Origin of the sequence: Serratia proteamaculans (assembly GCF_004684015.1) — a bacterium.
Classification (GTDB): Bacteria; Pseudomonadota; Gammaproteobacteria; order Enterobacterales; family Enterobacteriaceae; genus Serratia; species Serratia proteamaculans_F.
On sequence record NZ_SRIA01000007.1, the window covers coordinates 185769 to 200922 of the forward strand.

At 48.7% G+C, this 15154-nt stretch carries 17 protein-coding genes; 11 read left to right on the plus strand and 6 right to left on the minus strand.

Features of this window, described 5'->3' with window-relative positions; translation table 11 throughout:
- Positions 1-3: 3 nt before the first annotated feature.
- A complete protein-coding gene (locus E5C26_RS05595; protein ID WP_135315417.1) occupies positions 4-666 on the minus strand; it encodes a helix-turn-helix domain-containing protein in 663 nt (220 codons plus the stop codon).
- A 387-nt stretch (positions 667-1053) separates the two neighbouring features.
- Between E5C26_RS05595 and E5C26_RS05600 the strand changes: the two genes are divergently transcribed.
- The 10 genes from E5C26_RS05600 (at position 1054) to E5C26_RS05645 (ending at position 9143) form a co-directional block, all read left to right on the plus strand.
- Positions 1054-1575, plus strand: coding sequence for a fimbrial protein (locus E5C26_RS05600; protein WP_135315418.1), 522 nt, complete (start codon positions 1054-1056; stop codon positions 1573-1575).
- A 71-nt stretch (positions 1576-1646) separates the two neighbouring features.
- Positions 1647-2171 (plus strand): fimbrial protein, encoded by a 525-nt coding sequence (locus E5C26_RS05605; protein WP_240775901.1) that lies wholly within the window; start codon positions 1647-1649, stop codon positions 2169-2171.
- Positions 2172-2194: 23 nt separating this feature from the next.
- Complete coding sequence (locus E5C26_RS05610) at positions 2195-4786, plus strand: outer membrane usher protein (protein ID WP_167796615.1); 2592 nt, start codon at positions 2195-2197, stop codon at positions 4784-4786.
- Between the two features lie 85 nt (positions 4787-4871).
- Entirely contained in the window at positions 4872-5612 is a 741-nt protein-coding gene (locus tag E5C26_RS05615; RefSeq protein ID WP_135315419.1) for a fimbria/pilus periplasmic chaperone, read from the plus strand.
- A gap of 39 nt (positions 5613-5651) precedes the next feature.
- Positions 5652-6272 (plus strand): fimbrial protein, encoded by a 621-nt coding sequence (locus E5C26_RS05620; protein ID WP_240775902.1) that lies wholly within the window; start codon positions 5652-5654, stop codon positions 6270-6272.
- The gene (locus tag E5C26_RS05625; protein ID WP_240775903.1) at positions 6265-6792 is read left to right on the plus strand and encodes a fimbrial protein; all 528 of its coding nucleotides are present in this window, start codon (positions 6265-6267) and stop codon (positions 6790-6792) included. The genes E5C26_RS05620 and E5C26_RS05625 overlap by 8 nt, the downstream gene beginning before the upstream one ends.
- Before the next feature lie 13 nt (positions 6793-6805).
- Entirely contained in the window at positions 6806-7315 is a 510-nt protein-coding gene (locus E5C26_RS05630; protein WP_135315420.1) for a fimbrial protein, read from the plus strand.
- A gap of 10 nt (positions 7316-7325) precedes the next feature.
- The gene (locus E5C26_RS05635) at positions 7326-7874 is read left to right on the plus strand and encodes a fimbrial protein (protein ID WP_135315421.1); all 549 of its coding nucleotides are present in this window, start codon (positions 7326-7328) and stop codon (positions 7872-7874) included.
- Positions 7875-7979: 105 nt separating this feature from the next.
- Positions 7980-8846, plus strand: coding sequence for a hypothetical protein (locus E5C26_RS05640; RefSeq protein WP_135315422.1), 867 nt, complete (start codon positions 7980-7982; stop codon positions 8844-8846).
- 12 nt (positions 8847-8858) lie between these two features.
- The gene (locus E5C26_RS05645; RefSeq protein WP_135315423.1) at positions 8859-9143 is read left to right on the plus strand and encodes a hypothetical protein; all 285 of its coding nucleotides are present in this window, start codon (positions 8859-8861) and stop codon (positions 9141-9143) included.
- A 336-nt stretch (positions 9144-9479) separates the two neighbouring features.
- On the opposite strand, the gene E5C26_RS05650 is transcribed toward E5C26_RS05645, so the two are convergent.
- Positions 9480-10823, minus strand: a complete 1344-nt coding sequence (locus tag E5C26_RS05650) for an NCS2 family permease (protein ID WP_135315424.1) — start codon at positions 10821-10823, stop codon at positions 9480-9482.
- Between the two features lie 40 nt (positions 10824-10863).
- A complete protein-coding gene (locus E5C26_RS05655) occupies positions 10864-12651 on the minus strand; it encodes an adenine deaminase (RefSeq protein ID WP_135315425.1) in 1788 nt (595 codons plus the stop codon).
- A gap of 138 nt (positions 12652-12789) precedes the next feature.
- Between E5C26_RS05655 and E5C26_RS05660 the strand changes: the two genes are divergently transcribed.
- Positions 12790-13722: a LysR family transcriptional regulator gene (locus tag E5C26_RS05660; protein WP_135315426.1), complete on the plus strand. Its 933-nt coding sequence runs from the start codon at positions 12790-12792 to the stop codon at positions 13720-13722.
- A 76-nt stretch (positions 13723-13798) separates the two neighbouring features.
- On the opposite strand, the gene E5C26_RS05665 is transcribed toward E5C26_RS05660, so the two are convergent.
- The 3 genes from E5C26_RS05665 to E5C26_RS05675 all read right to left on the minus strand — a co-directional run bounded on the left by E5C26_RS05665 (position 13799) and on the right by E5C26_RS05675 (position 14942).
- Entirely contained in the window at positions 13799-14002 is a 204-nt protein-coding gene (locus E5C26_RS05665) for an HHA domain-containing protein (RefSeq protein ID WP_044548719.1), read from the minus strand.
- Between the two features lie 55 nt (positions 14003-14057).
- Positions 14058-14426 carry an Hha toxicity modulator TomB gene (tomB, locus tag E5C26_RS05670; RefSeq protein ID WP_004940312.1) on the minus strand — a complete coding sequence of 123 codons (369 nt, stop codon included), beginning with the start codon at positions 14424-14426 and terminating at the stop codon, positions 14058-14060.
- Between the two features lie 162 nt (positions 14427-14588).
- Positions 14589-14942: a hypothetical protein gene (locus E5C26_RS05675; RefSeq protein WP_409513902.1), complete on the minus strand. Its 354-nt coding sequence runs from the start codon at positions 14940-14942 to the stop codon at positions 14589-14591.
- Positions 14943-15154: the final 212 nt, after the last annotated feature.

Genomic DNA, 15154 nt, shown 5'->3' on the forward strand with positions numbered 1-15154 from the left:
TCTCTAATGCTCATGAATATGGGTAAATATCGATGTCTGCAAGTGAAAATGTGTTTGTTTCATATAAGAGGATAAACAGTTACGAATGGGGTGGAGTTCAATTAAGTGTTTAACATCGAGCTTTCTTAGTGCATTTGTTTTGTGTACGCTGATGGTCTTTTTTGATAAACATAATTTTTTTGCGAGGTTGTCAACTTGAATGCCGCTCAATAAGTAGCACAATACTTTAATTTCCTGGTTCGTTAGAAATGGGGCTTTCATTAGTGATCCTTTCTTGTGATGCGTTGATCTAAGGCCGTTCAAGAAAGTGCCCTTTATGGTCTCGAGTGACTCGCCAATGTAAATGCTGTAAATGGGCTCGACCACTGCAGGATTAATGTTTGTAGCGCGATCGGACGTAAATGCAAATATAATGGCATTTGGGCTTTTTTTTCTATAGTGATAAATGATTTCCAGTGCCATGATAGACAGTGAATCTTCAAGTTCTACTATTATAATCTCGTACTCCTGTGCCTCTTCTTCAGCTTTAAACTCATTGATTTTTATCTCATCAAAAACATCAACATAAAGTAATTCTTTCAGCAAGCTACTGATGGCTAACCTAACTGGCCAGGTTTGATGGACAACCAAAGTTCGTCTATTTAAAAAGTTCTCTTGCATGACCATTTTAGTTACTCCTTATAATAATGTATTTATACGTTTTAGCCCGAAAGTAATAAATGCTGTTGTTCACAATAGAACGCTTGGTAGACGGAAGTGCGGTAGGGCGAGCATTTTTAAAACATAGCCAACAATTTTGATAAGCACAACGGTCTATTTGTGGACGTTGTTTTTTCTTGTTTCATATGCTGGAGAATATTGTTTGGAAATTAATGCCAAATTAAATGACAGTCCACTATTGGATAGCATTGCACGTTGCCCACGGCCATCGATTTATATAAAGTTGCTGCGTGGTTTTAGTGCGGCAAGATTTATTTGTATATGTACAAGGAATCTCTTGCCATCCACAAGCACACTCACATATATACTTTTTATTTTTAAGGATTAAATTAAATGAAACTTGCAAAATTGGCTCTGATTGTTGGTCTGGGTATGGTTGGTATTAATGCAGCAAACGCAGCTGATGCAGGTCACGGGACTGTGACTTTCAAGGGCTCAATTATTTCTGCACCATGTTCAATTACTCCAGACACTGTTGACCAGACTGTTAACCTGGGTCAGGTTTCTGATGCAGCATTGGCAAACTACGGTACTTCTACTTCTGTGCCGTTCCAGATTTCTCTGGAAAACTGTACCCTGACTGATACTTCAGCTGTGACTGTGACCTTTACCGGTCAGGCTGATGCCACCGATGCCACTATGCTGGGTCTGAACGGTTCTGCACAGGGCGCTGGTATTGTTATTGCTGACCAGTCTAACAGCGTAATTACCCTGGGTCAGGCCACCGCGCCTCAGACTCTGCAAGACGGTAATAACACTCTGGCCTTCAATGCCTACCTGAAAGGCAACTCTGCTGCCGCGGCAACACCTGGTGATTTCCAATCTGTAGCTAACTTCACTTTAGCCTACCAGTAATCTCTTACTGATTTAAATCGGAATGAACATGTGTTCATTCCGTTTTTTTCAAAAAAAAAGAGAGGTTGCCAATGAAATGTATGCAACTTGCTGCATTAGCAATACTGTTTTCATCCCCGGTTGGATTCGCTGCAGATCAAGGCCATGGGCGAGTCACAATGAATGGTTCAATTATTGATTCAGCCTGCGCGTTGGATACAGAGAGCCGCTATCAAACCATTGATATGCTCACACAGCCTGCAAGTGAAATAATCAGTGAAGGTTTTGGTCACAGTCGGCCTTTCACTCTTCATCTAATTAACTGCCAATTACAACAAGCAGATAACCCAACAGAGAGTTGGCAACATTTCGCAATAACTTTTGATGGGATAAAAAGTAGCACTGGTTTTGGTATTAATGGTGATGCAGAAGGTATTGCATTACAAATCAGGGATGCCAACGGGAATATTGCTGAGCCAGGGATGTCGATGCCAGTAAGTGATCTTACTGCTGGTGAAATGTCTTTAAACTATACCATGAGGTTGGTTGGTAATGGTGAGAACCTAAAGTCGGGGTCTTATCATTCGGCTATTCGCTACAAGCTTGACTATTATTAAACTAGATCATATAAGGTTTGAAAATGAAGGTCAGACGCCAAGTTTGTAATAGCCCACCACTATCAATGCTGTCGGTTGTGGTATCTATTGCACTAAGTAGTTATGCTTCTTGTTCGTATGCGAGCGATGATATCCAATTTAATACAGACGTACTGGATGTAAAAGATCGCAGCAATATTAACTTAAGTCAATTCTCTAAAGCAGGCTATGTCATGCCTGGCTTATATCAGTTTGCTGTGAAAGTAAACGGTCAGCAACTGGCGGACGAACGAAATATTATTTATTTGGTGAAGCCGGGTGATGCTAACGACAGTATCGCCTGCCTGTCTCCAGATGTAGTAAAGGATTTCGGCTTAAAAGAGACTTACTTTAATAAATTACGCTGGATTAATGACGGCAAGTGTTTAGATATCACTAGCCTGGATGGCATGAGCGTAAAAGGGAATATGGCGACCTCGACACTTGAGGTTGGTATCCCTCAGGCATATCTCGAATATGTCTCTGACAACTGGGACCCGCCTTCGCGTTGGGATAACGGAATTGCCGGGCTGCTGTTTGATTATAACGTAAATGCCCAGGCAAATTTTGATAACAACGATTATAACGGCGGAAGAAACTATAATCTTGGCGGTAATGGCACTACGGGCTTTAACCTGGGGGCTTGGCGTTTTCGTGCAGATTGGCAGGGCAATTTGCAGCATTATACCGGCACAGGAGAAGGTACGGACACTAATTTCGATTGGAGCCGCTACTACGCTTATCGACCAATACCCAGTTTGAAAGCGAAATTGACCTTAGGCGAGGATTATCTTTCTTCCGATATTTTTGACAGCTTCCGTTTCCTCGGGGGGAGTTTGGTTTCGGACGATAGCATGTTGCCGCCAAACTTGCGTGGATATGCACCGGAGGTCGTTGGTGTCGCCAACAGTAACGCTCGGGTTATTGTCAGCCAGCAAGGTCGTATATTGTATCAAACCCAGGTAGCACCAGGTCCTTTCCGTATTCAGGATCTCAGCAGTGCAGTATCGGGTCGGCTGGATGTACGAATTGAAGAACAAAATGGCGATGTACGGACATTCCAGGTCAGTACCTCCAGTATTCCGTACTTAACGCGTCCTGGTACCGTTCGTTATAAATTGGCGCTGGGTAAACCTCAGGGTTACAACTATAACGACAACGTTAACACTGATGATAATTCTGATGATTACGGAGACAATTATACCGATCTCCATAGTACGAAAGACGCGCAGACATTTGCATCCGGGGAGTTTTCCTGGGGGGTCAACAGCGGTTGGTCGCTCTATGGTGGCGCGATTGGTAGCAGCGACTACAATGCTCTGTCTGCAGGTATCGGTCGTGACTTGCTGTCGTTTGGTGCATTGGCCTTCGACGTCACTAACTCATGGGCTAACCTGCCCGAGTACAGTGACAAGTTGTCCGGTAGTTCATATCGTTTAAGCTATTCGAAAAATTTCGATGAGTATGACAGCCAGGTGACTTTTGCTGCCTACCGTTTTTCTCAGCGTGACTTTATGACGATGAACGAGTTCTTGAATGCCAGGCAGAATAATGGGGTATTCAATGAAAACAGCAAACAGATGTATACCGTGACCATGAATAAGCAGTTTGCTGATTTGGGCATGAGTATTTACCTGAACTATAGCCGTGAAACCTATTGGGATAGTGAAGATACCAACCGTTACAACCTGACGGCATCACGTTACTTTGATGCGTTCGGTGTCCGCAATATGAGTTTGTCGCTGACGGCATATAAAAACCAGTATAAAGGCTCGGATGATAACGGGGCTTATTTAAGCTTCAGCATGCCGATTGGTGAAAGAGATACGCTTAGCGTTAACTCATCGATTAATAACGGTGATTTCTCTAATGAGGCCAGTTATTACCGTCGTCTTGATGATAACAACAATTACCAGTTAAGCGCTGGGCATGTGGGTGAGGATATCACCACGCGTGCCAACTATAACCATTTGGGGGATATGGCGGAGGTCAACACCAACCTGAATTATCAGGCAAATCAGTCAACATCCTTTGGTTTAACCCTACGTGGTGGTGCTACGGCGACAAGAAAAGGCGTTGCGCTGCACCGTACCAATACCATGGGGGGGACGCGCTTACTGGTTGATACCGACGATACTGCAGGGGTACCGGTTCAGGGGTATGGCGCAGTGACCCATACCAATGCGTTTGGTTATGCGGTGATATCGGATATCAATAGTTATTATCGCGATAAAGCCAGTGTTGACCTCACCAACCTGGCGGATGATGTGGAAGTTACGGATTCCGTGGTGCAGGCGACGTTGACGGAAGGCGCCATTGGCTACCGCAAATTCAAGGTGATTAGCGGCAAGAAAGCGATGGCGGCCATTCGCCTGCCTGATGGAACAAGCCCACCATTTGGCGCAACAGTCACTAATGCCAGCAAGCAAGAAACCGGCATCGTCAATGATAATGGCAACGTGTATTTGAGCGGTATTAAACCTGGAGGCAAGATGTTGGTGAAATGGAATGGCGATCAGCAGTGTGAAATTTCCATGCCAAATAAACTGCCCAACTTTGCTCAAAGCAATCTGCTATTGCCTTGCGTGAAAAGCTAAGTATCAAAAGAACAGGCATTGCAGTGACCAGTAGGCTATGTGCACTGCAATGCCGAAAAGTTAATATATTTTATTAGGTAATGTTATGAACTTTAAATTTAAAGCGGCCGTTGGCGGCGCGCTAATATTAATGATGTCGTCACAGTATGCATCGGCGGCCATCGCCCTGGACCGTACGCGTGTGATATTCAATGGCAGCGATAAGTCGCTGGCGCTTAATATTGAAAACAAGAATAAGGAATTACCTTATCTTGCTCAGGCCTGGTTGGAAAATGAAAAAGGGGAAAAAATTACTTCGCCTTTTGCCATCTTGCCGCCGATTCAACGGGTCGAACCTGGTGCTAAAAGCCAGATCAAATTACAAGGTTTGCCGGCGCTAAAATCGGAGCCGCAAGATCGCGAGTCGGTCTATTATTTTAATTTGCGCGAGATCCCACCGCGCAGCGACAAGCCGAATACGCTGCAGATTGCGCTGCAAACGCGTATTAAGCTGTTCTACCGGCCTAGCGGCATTGCCGTAAAAACCTCCGATAAACCTTGGCAGGAAAAAATCACGCTCTCGAACCAAAATGGGAAATATGTGGTGAATAATCCAACGCCTTATTTCGTCACTCTGGTGGGGGCCAAAAAATCGGCGTCTGGCACTGTATTGAGTAATTTCACGCCGTTGATGGTGCCACCTAAAGGTCAGGCTGAACTGAGTGTGAGCGCCAGTGCTTTGGGCAGTAGCCCGGTGCTGACTTACGTGAACGATTACGGTGGTCGCCCAGACCTGACGTTTAGTTGCAATGGCTCGACTTGTAATGTTGCATCCGCCACTAAATAACCCAGCGTATCCATAGAAAGCAGAAATAGGGAAATGACGATGAAAATGCAAAATAACGTTGTTCAAGGAAAGAGAATAAGACGGTTTCCCGTCGCCTTTGCCAGTTTGTTAATGTTTTCTAATCTTGCCTGCGCTCAAGTGGACAATTGGCAGGTCGATGGCGAGCACGGTGAGTTACAGGTGATTGGTGAACTGACCGAGTCCGCATGTCGTTTGGATATGGCTTCCGCCAACCAGACGGTAGACCTGGGGACGACGGCAACCGGCCAATTTAACCGAGTGGGTGAACAAGCCCAGCCCGTCGCTTTCCAATTGCGTTTTAGAGATTGTATTCGGGTGGGGTCAACCCAGACGGATAATCGCAATGGCGATCTGACCAGCAGTGCCATTCAACCGGTTGTCGCCGTGACCTTTATGGCCCCGGCGGATGCCGATAATGCCGAATTGGTTAAAGTGGCCGGTAATAATGTCTCTGGCATCGCCTTGCGTTTAACGGATAACCAACACCGGGATGTTCGCCTGGGTAGCCGTGGCTTGCCGATGTTTCTGACGCCGGGCGATGACTCGCTGACTTATTATGTGGTGCCGGAGCGGACTTCTGGGGTCCTGAAGCCAGGTGCCTATCGGGCCAGTGTGAATTTTGGTCTGAGTTATGATTAAAGGCATCGTTATGAATTTAAATCAGATATTTTTTCATTCAGTCTACCTGAGTATCGCCTGTCTATTTTTTGCTTTGGGTTCTGCTCCGGCACATGCGGCCACGGTGACGGTAACGGCTACGGTGCTGATGCCGCCTTGTGAGATCAATGCCGGTAATGCCATCGATGTGGATTTTGGTAACGATGTTATGACAACGCGCATTGACGGCAACAGTTACCAGAAACGAAAAGTAAACTATACGGTTGAATGTGAAGGCACACTGAGCAGTCCTGACCTCAAGTTGCGAATTAACGGATCACCGGCGGGTTTTGATAACAGCTTATTAACCACCAATAAGGCCGGTTTGGCTGTGAGATTTAGCAGCGACTCTTCTAATCTCGCACTGAATAGCGGCGTAATTACTTTCGATTACAACGCTACCCAGCCTGCGGTATTTGCCGTGCTGGCGAAAGATCCTGCAGTGACTTTAACCGGGGGGGCTTTTGTCGCGGCTGCCACCATGTCAGTTGAATATCAATAGAGGAGTCGTAATTATGCGTTATACCACCTTTGCGGGGGTTGCGTTGTTATTAATAACGACTCAATCCGTTTGCGCGGCTGGCAATCCAGTCCAGGTTAATTTACACGGTACGTTAATTGAACCGCCGCCGTGTACCATTAATAACGGCAATGTTATTGATGTGGATTTTGGCGATCGTGTCGGCACCAGCGGTGTTGACGGCAATAGCTATAAGCAGGCTGTTAATTACCAGATCACCTGTGAAGATAATCCGCAAAATGCCCCCTGGGTATTAGGCTTGACGGTATTAGGCACCTCGACCGATTTCGATGATGCGGCGATTGCCACCAGCATCGCTGGTACGACCAACCCTGATTTTGGCATCAAACTGCTTATTGGCGGCGACAACTTTACCTTGAATCAGCGTGTCGATATCAGTGCCGGCAATAAGGTTTTAGAGGCTGTGCCGGTAAAACGGGCTGGCTCCACCTTGCCGGAAGGGGTTTTTGACGCTTACGCCACATTACTTGCTGATTATCAATAGGGATAGAGTTATGCATAGTTCAGTTTATAAACCCTTGTTGAGCGCTGTGGCTTTATTGGTTGCGGCCTCAGGGAATCTGTTTGCCGCGCAGGGCGGGACGAGCATGCACCTTCATGGCGCACTGGTGGATGAACCCTGTTATGTCCAGCCAGGCGACGAAAGCATTACCCTGGACTTTGGTACCGTAATAGACAAATACCTTTATTTGAACTCCCGTACCAACAGCCAGCCTTTCACTATTCATCTGGTTGATTGCAATATTGACAGCTGGCCGGGCGGCGGCACGGTCACGGCCCGCTTTGAGGGGACCGAAAGCCCCGAGTTACCGGGGTATTTGGCGGTGAGTAATGCCAATAGCGGTGTGGCGATTGGGCTGGAAGAGTCGGATGGCAAACTGTTGCCGTTAGGGCAAAACAGTGCCGCTATTACGCTGGCCAATGGCAGCAATGCGCTTGATTTTAAAGCCTTTGTCGCGGGAGAACCCAGCGCACTGCAAAACTCGGCGTTGGCGCTGGGGGAGTTCAGTGCGGTAACCACCTTCTATCTGGAATATCCGTGAGTTAGGTAAAGGATAAGGTTATTTGGTGGTTAGAGCTGGTTACGTATTCCGTATGCCAAAAATTTAATGCAGTGCCAGGTTTGGTACGCAAGCAGGAAAAAATATATGTTCTACCTTAGGTTAAAAAAAATTGTTGTTTTGCTTTTCGCAATAACAACGCTGTGCTGCATTAGTAATGCGGCTTTTGCTGCAAGCACCACACAGTATGGACGTCCTACAGGTTGTCTTACCGCTGGTTTTTGTATGGTTGGCGAAGGGATGGTGAATTCGACCCTGACTGGGTCAACCAACTCAGCGGCCGTTAGTATAAACGACGTGTGTTCGGGAACAATGCAAAATAATGGTTCTGTATCCGTTGAGGTATCTTGTTCAATAGTTGTTTATCCTCCGGGCGCTACCTCAGGGACCTATTATGGAGATAGTTCTTCAATTTGGATCGGTTCAGGGCAAACTGGCACACTTAATACAACGGTTTCAGCGGTGGTACCCGACCTTTGTAACGGAAGCACTACAGGTACTTATAGAATTCTCTCTAGTATTCAAGGATACTTTTATGGCCTTTATACATATGGTTTTGCTCCAACAACATTCGTCCGTACCTGTGGCGAAGGTGGGATTGGGAAGCCGCCGGTACAATGTTCGGTCTCTAACGCGATTAATATCAACCATGGCCAACTCTCACCAGCCCAGTGGCCAAATCATCAAACCTCCAGTAACGCCCGGGTTTCTTGTACCGGCAATGCCACGGTTCGCGTGTCCTTATCTACAGGTAATTTGACGCTGCAAAATACCGCAGGCGGTACGGTGGGCAGCAGTACGTTGTCGCTTTCATCGACCGGAGCACAAACCACCAGGAATGTCGGGCTTACGACAGCCGGCCTTGACGTGCCGGTATACAGCACGCTGACCGGTGTGGCCCCTGCTTCTGGCACCTATTCCGGTTCCGCCACACTGACCATTAACATCATTTAAATATTGAGAATTATGCGTAAATATCTTTTGTTTTTTATTCCACTCTTGTTAATCACAGGGGCGCAGGCCGGAGTGATTAATCCGGATTGTACGGTAAAGAAAGCGGCAAAGAGCGCCGCGCTTGATGCCAGCGTCGGGGTTAGCGGTCGTTGCGATGCGAAGGAAACGCTAAAAGATATAACGCCGGAAAAGGTGAAGGATAGCGCCGATAAGGTCAAGGATACGGCTGGAAAAGTGAGTGATACCGCCGATAAGGTGAGTCATGGGGAGGAAGACGACCAGAATAAAAATAAATAAACTTTAAATGACTATATTGCTGCTGGGTAATATCCTTGTTTTACGAATGCAATTTGTATTTCCTTGTCATGCACTTTTGGTTTGTTTTCTATATTTGCATTGTTTGGCCCGCATGGTGTTGCGGGCTTTTTTTATGGATGCAAGTCCACTATTGCACATTGATTGAAGTTCATTAATTGGTATTATTGACGGGTAGTGATTTACCACTTGGCCCGCTGTCGCGGGCATTTTTTTATCTGTTCATAAAACATTATTATATTCTCTCACCGGTTTTTCCTCTATAACCTCTCCCACATGACCAAGAGTTAAATTTATTATCAGCGCACCGCTTGCAGATTAATGCCTCACCAGCGTGGCGAAATAGTACACCAGCGGGATCGCCAGGAAATAGAGCCCGAACGGCACTTCGCGCCATTTGCCGGCAATCACTTTGATAATGATATAAAACAGCAATCCCCCGGCGATACCAGTCCCAAAGCTGTTGGCGATCAGGGTGATCATCACCATCATCAGGACTGGCAGGCCGTCGGTGAAGTTGGCCAAATCAACTTTGCGCAGCCCGCTGAACATGTTCAGGCCGATCAAAATCAGCGCCGGTGCGGTGGCTTCTTTCGGGATCATCAGCGCAATCGGTGTGAACAGCAGCATCAGCAAAAACATCACCGCCGCCGCCAGTGCAGTTAGCCCGGTTTTGCCACCGGCTTCTGCCGCTGCGGAAGACTCGATCAGAGCAGTGGCAGCGGGAATACCGACGACAGGGCCAAGCGCCGCAGCGATCGAGTCCACCATAAAGGGCCGGTTGATGTGCGGCATATTGCCATGTTCATCCAGCAGCCCGGCTTCACCGCCCACGGCCAATGTGGTGCCCATGGTGGAGAAAAATTCCGAGGCGAAAAAGACGAACAAATAAGGCAGGAAGGCAATATTCAGTGCGCCGATTAAATCGACATGACCGAGCACCGGAGCCAATGAATGCGGCATCGCCATCAGGCTGGTTGGCAGATGGGTGACGCCGAACGGAATACCGACCAGCGTCGCAAACAGAATTGCCCACAAGATAGCACCGGGAATACGTCGGGCCTGCAGCGCGATAGCCAGGAACAGGCCACACAGGGCGATCAATGCACCGGGTGCGGTGAAGTCACCCAACATCAGCGCATTGGATTTGGCATTTGCCAGCACCAACCCGGCGTTGCGGAACCCCAGTATCGCCACAAACAGCCCGATAGAGGCCGTCAGCCCCAGCTTGATCGATTGCGGTACCGAACGGGTGACTACCTCACGTAGCCCAAGCCGGGTCAGGGCGAAAAACAAAATACCGGACCAGCAGGCGATGCCCAAACCAATCTGCCAACTGATGCCTTCACTGCCTGCCAGCGTCACGCCGACCAGCACCGAACCGCCGATGCCTGGCCCGACGATAAACGGCAGGTTGCCGTAAAACGCCATCAGCAAGGTGCCCAGCACGAATACCAGAATGGTACCGGTGGTCACGGCACCTTTATCCATGCCGCCGACGGCAAGCAATCCGGGGATCACTACCAGCAGATAGGCGGCCGCCAGAAAGCCGGTGATCCCGGCCAGGCATTCGGTTTTAACCGTGCTTTGCCGCGCGTGCAGTTGAAACCGCCGTTGCAGCCAGCCCCCTGGTGTTGGAGCAGATACTGAATTTTCAGCCATTTAAATTCTCTCCGTAGCTATCTAATTATTATGATTATTTTTATACCGGGGTTTCCCAGCAGGCGATCAGCGGATCGACAATCTGGCGTGTTGAGCCGTCGGTCAGGCCGAGATCGGTCAGGTGCGGCCCGGCGTTGCACGCCAGGCAGGTGCCTTCAATCGCCTTGAAAACCCGGTAAGGCGGTTCCCAGTCGGCGATTCGTGCGCTTAGATCGCGCAGGTTTTTAAACTGTTGTGCCAGCTCGGTGGCGGGCAGGTCGGAAAGCATGCCGGCAATCGGCATTGCCACCTGCGCCAGAATTTCCCCGTTTTGACTCAAGGCCATGCCACCGCCACTGGCGATCAGCGCGTTGGCGGCCCGCGCCATATCGGCAGCATCACGCCCCAGTACCACCAGATTATGTGAGTCATGCGAGTAGCTGGTGGCGATAGCGCCGCGTAATTCTCCCCAGCCTTCCAGCAATGCCAGTTGCGGTGTGGCCTGGTGGCGACCGTGACGATGTCGCACCCAGATCAGGCTGAAGCCGTCCGGGATCTGTACTTCGCCGTTACGCACTTCGACCGTCGTCTCATTCCATTGGGTAAAGCGCGCGCCCTTAATATGGCGCAGTGTGGCTTTGCCGTGGCGGATGGCCGGGACCTTCATCACAAAATCCCCGGCAGCCAAAGGCTGCAGCCGAAGAGTGTCACGCGGTGCTGTTACGTTGGGGTTAGCCTTGAGCGGTTTGAGCATCTTGCCTTGCTGCGCCGTCAGTTTTCCTGCGACGTAGACCTGTTGCGCCCTGAGCTGTTCCAGCGAATCGAACACCACCAAATCGGCCACTCGCCCAGCGGCAATCAGCCCAAGGTCGTTGCGCTGCAAGCGAATGGCGGCATTGAGCGTGGCCATCCGCAGCACATCAGTCACCGGCAGACCTTGTTCAATCAACATATTGAGTAACGCCACGATACCGCCTTTTTCCAACAAGATATCCGGCGGGACATCATCGGTGCAGACGGTGATTTGTGAAGACAGGTGCGGCAACGTTTTCAGTGCCGCGACGATTTCCGGTAGCAGGTAAGGGTGGGATCCTCTGATCTCCAGCGTCAGACCGGCACGTAATTTCTCCAGCGCATCGGCTCCGGAGGTCAGTTCATGGTCGGAAGTGACACCTGCGGCCAGGTAAGCTTGCAGGTCGGCGCCGCTCAGCCCGCGGGCATGGCCTTCAATCAATTTTCCGCTGTTGAGTCCGGCATTGAGAATTTCCAGCATGCGTTCGCTGCCGTTCAACACACCGTGCATGTCCATCACTTCGGCAACGCCACCGACTTCTGGCCAGGCCAGCATGGTTTCCATTTCCTGGCCGGCAAAATCAGCGCCGGACATTTCCAGCCCCGGCGTTGAGGGGACGCTAGAAGGGGCTGCGCAGATCACTCTGAGCGGCAAACCACGGCTGGCGTCCACCGCATAGCGCACACCGGCAACGCCGAGCACGTTGGCCAGCTCGTGCGGATCCCAAAAGATGGTAGTGGTGCCTTGGGCAACGACGATCTCGGCATAGCGTTCCGGCGGCAGGTGGGAGCTTTCAACATGTACGTGGGTGTCTATCAATCCGGGGCTTAAATAAGCGCCGGCCAAATCTTGGGTCTGCAAGGCGTTGCTCATCGTACCGCAAGGATGAACGCTGGCGATCAGTGCGCCAAGGATGCCAACATCGGCGTTACGGATTTCACCGGTCGCCATGTCAATTAACGCGGCGTTGGTCAGCAGCAAATCAAAAGGAAGTTGGCCTAATGCGGCCTTCACCGCACGCTGGCGTTCGCCCGCGTTGGTACAATGAGTGGTCATGGTCATTACCCGGCATGATGACAGGGTTGTTACTCTAGGGGGGCGGGCTGGCTTTGCACAGATGATTTAATTTATCGCCTGATAAGAAACGTTTATGCTGTCGCAAACGTTTACTTTTTAGAGGACGGAAAACCTGACATGTCTGAACCCTGGCGCCGATTACCCGCGCTTTCTCTCAAGCAGATCCAATATTTCGTCACCCTGGCGCAGCTACGACATTTTACCGATACCGCGAACCGTCTGGCGATCAGCCAACCGGCGTTGAGTAGCGCATTACGGCAGATAGAGGCGGTGCTGGGTGGCAAGCTGGTGAACCGTACCGCTTCAGCAGTGACGCTGACTGAACAGGGCGCAGCAATTTTGCCGCATGCCGAACGACTGCTTAATGTGGCGCAGGCAGCTTTTGACGATATGCAGCGCATTATGCTGGCGGGCGGGGACGGCACTTTGCGTATTGGGCTGGTGCCCTCGGTCAGCGGGCTATTATTTCCGGGCGTGCCGCAATTGCTGGCGGCGAATTTTCCGCGTCTGCGGATAGAATTTCACGATCAAACCAATGACTCGTTGTTATTGCAATTAGAGAACGGGTTGATCGATTTTGGCATTGGGGCGCTCGACAGCTCGGTGCCGGAGTCGCTGGAGATATATCCATTGCAGGAAGATCCGTTCGTGGTGGTGATGCGCCGTGACGATCCGTTGGCTGAATCTCATCATCTGCCATGGCGGCAATTAACCCGACGAGATATCGCGGTTTTTTCGAAGGGGAATATCAGCCGATTGGTTCTGGCGCTGGCGGAAAGCCACCGTCTGAATTTAACCGCCCGCTATCAGGTGGATTTTCTGGAGACATTATATGGTTTGGTGCGTTCGAAATTAGCCGTGGCTATTTTACCGCAGCTTTACACCACATATTTGAATGACGATGAATTAACCGTGGTTCAACTGCAGCAACCTATGCTCAGCCGTACCGTGGCGTTAATGCGTAGCACGCAGCGAAACCATCCGGCGTTAATTGAGGAGTGCTTCCAATTATTATTACAGGATTTTCAACAGCGGATGAAAGTGCAGTAAGTCAATGAGATAAATACGGATGCAGAGACAACATTGAGGCCGACAAATGCATCGGCTCAACGCATTTTAGCCGGGGTTATCTTACGAATTTCCAAACGGCCGTTGGGATTTTATCGTACAGCTTATTCATGGTGAGTTCAGCCAGGCGATGATCGGCTGCAGAGTAAAACAGCTCCAGTTCGTCATCTGAAAGCTCATACTTGTTTTTTTCGATAACGCGTTCAAGCGTGTCAATCGTGGTGCATTTACGTAAACGCATCAGATAATCAATTTTAGTCATGATAACCTTTGGTGTGATAAACCGTAGAGAAAAATAATTTGGGGATAATTATCCCCTAAGTTTTCATTGTCGTACAGATGTCCTCTCCTGAGAACATTCTGAATAATCGCGCCTTGGTCTTTTGCCAACGACGCAGATCGGAATCATTGATACCGTAACTGCTGAACAGCGTGTAGGTATCATCGAGATACTCTTCGACCAGTTCCGATAAATCACTTTCGTCCATGTATTTAATTTTATAACTCATCACAAACGAAGCAATATGTTCGATCAACTCATTAAGCTGGAGATTGACGGAAGATGTCGGATCGTTCACCCAGCCGTGGTGGCTGTCGCCCAGCGTGGCGATACCTTCATCATACAGGTTTTCACACAAGAATTTCAGCTGAGCAATATCGTGCCTTTTAGGCGAATACTCATCCATATCATCCCCTCCGTAAGTCTTAATTTCGGTGTTGATAACACTCTGTGAGTAAGCTGATTTACATCATGGACAGAGATAGCTTAAAGATGATGATAAAATAAACTTCCCGTATAATGAATATAAATCATTTCTTCGCATCTGGCCTGCTGTTATTACGTAAACTTACAATTCATCTGCGGTAGATGGACGGGAGTTATCAATGATGTCAAAGATGAGACCCGCTTCGGCCAAACTGAAAGTGACGCTATCGCTGATGTATTCTTCGGCGCTGATATCCAGACAGGCATTGAAAATAGCCCATTTGTAGCGGTAACTCATTGAATACTGGCTGTTGCTCAATTCATGAATATCAAGTATTTCTAATGAACCTTCGGCATAACGCGCGCTTTCCGAATAAAAACTCAGGCCGCTGGTCAATGCTGGCGCCAACTCTGATATTTTTTCGTTAATCACTTTCTTTAATTTTTTAACAGAAAGTGCTTCCGTCATTGTGTCGCAGCGAAGAGTTACTTGCATTTAATGCCTGACAGTATAGCAATCCTATCTATTAATCTTACTCCTTTTTTATCAATTCGTCGGTAAACTTTTCGTTAACAGTCAGCTTTTTTTACACAATCCCAACATTGTTTATCGATTAATAACCCTGATATTTCTCGGTATATCCCGGAAGGAGTAGCGCTGATGTTCCCAAACCGGTGAATTACCAACGAAAGTAGCGCATTCATTGT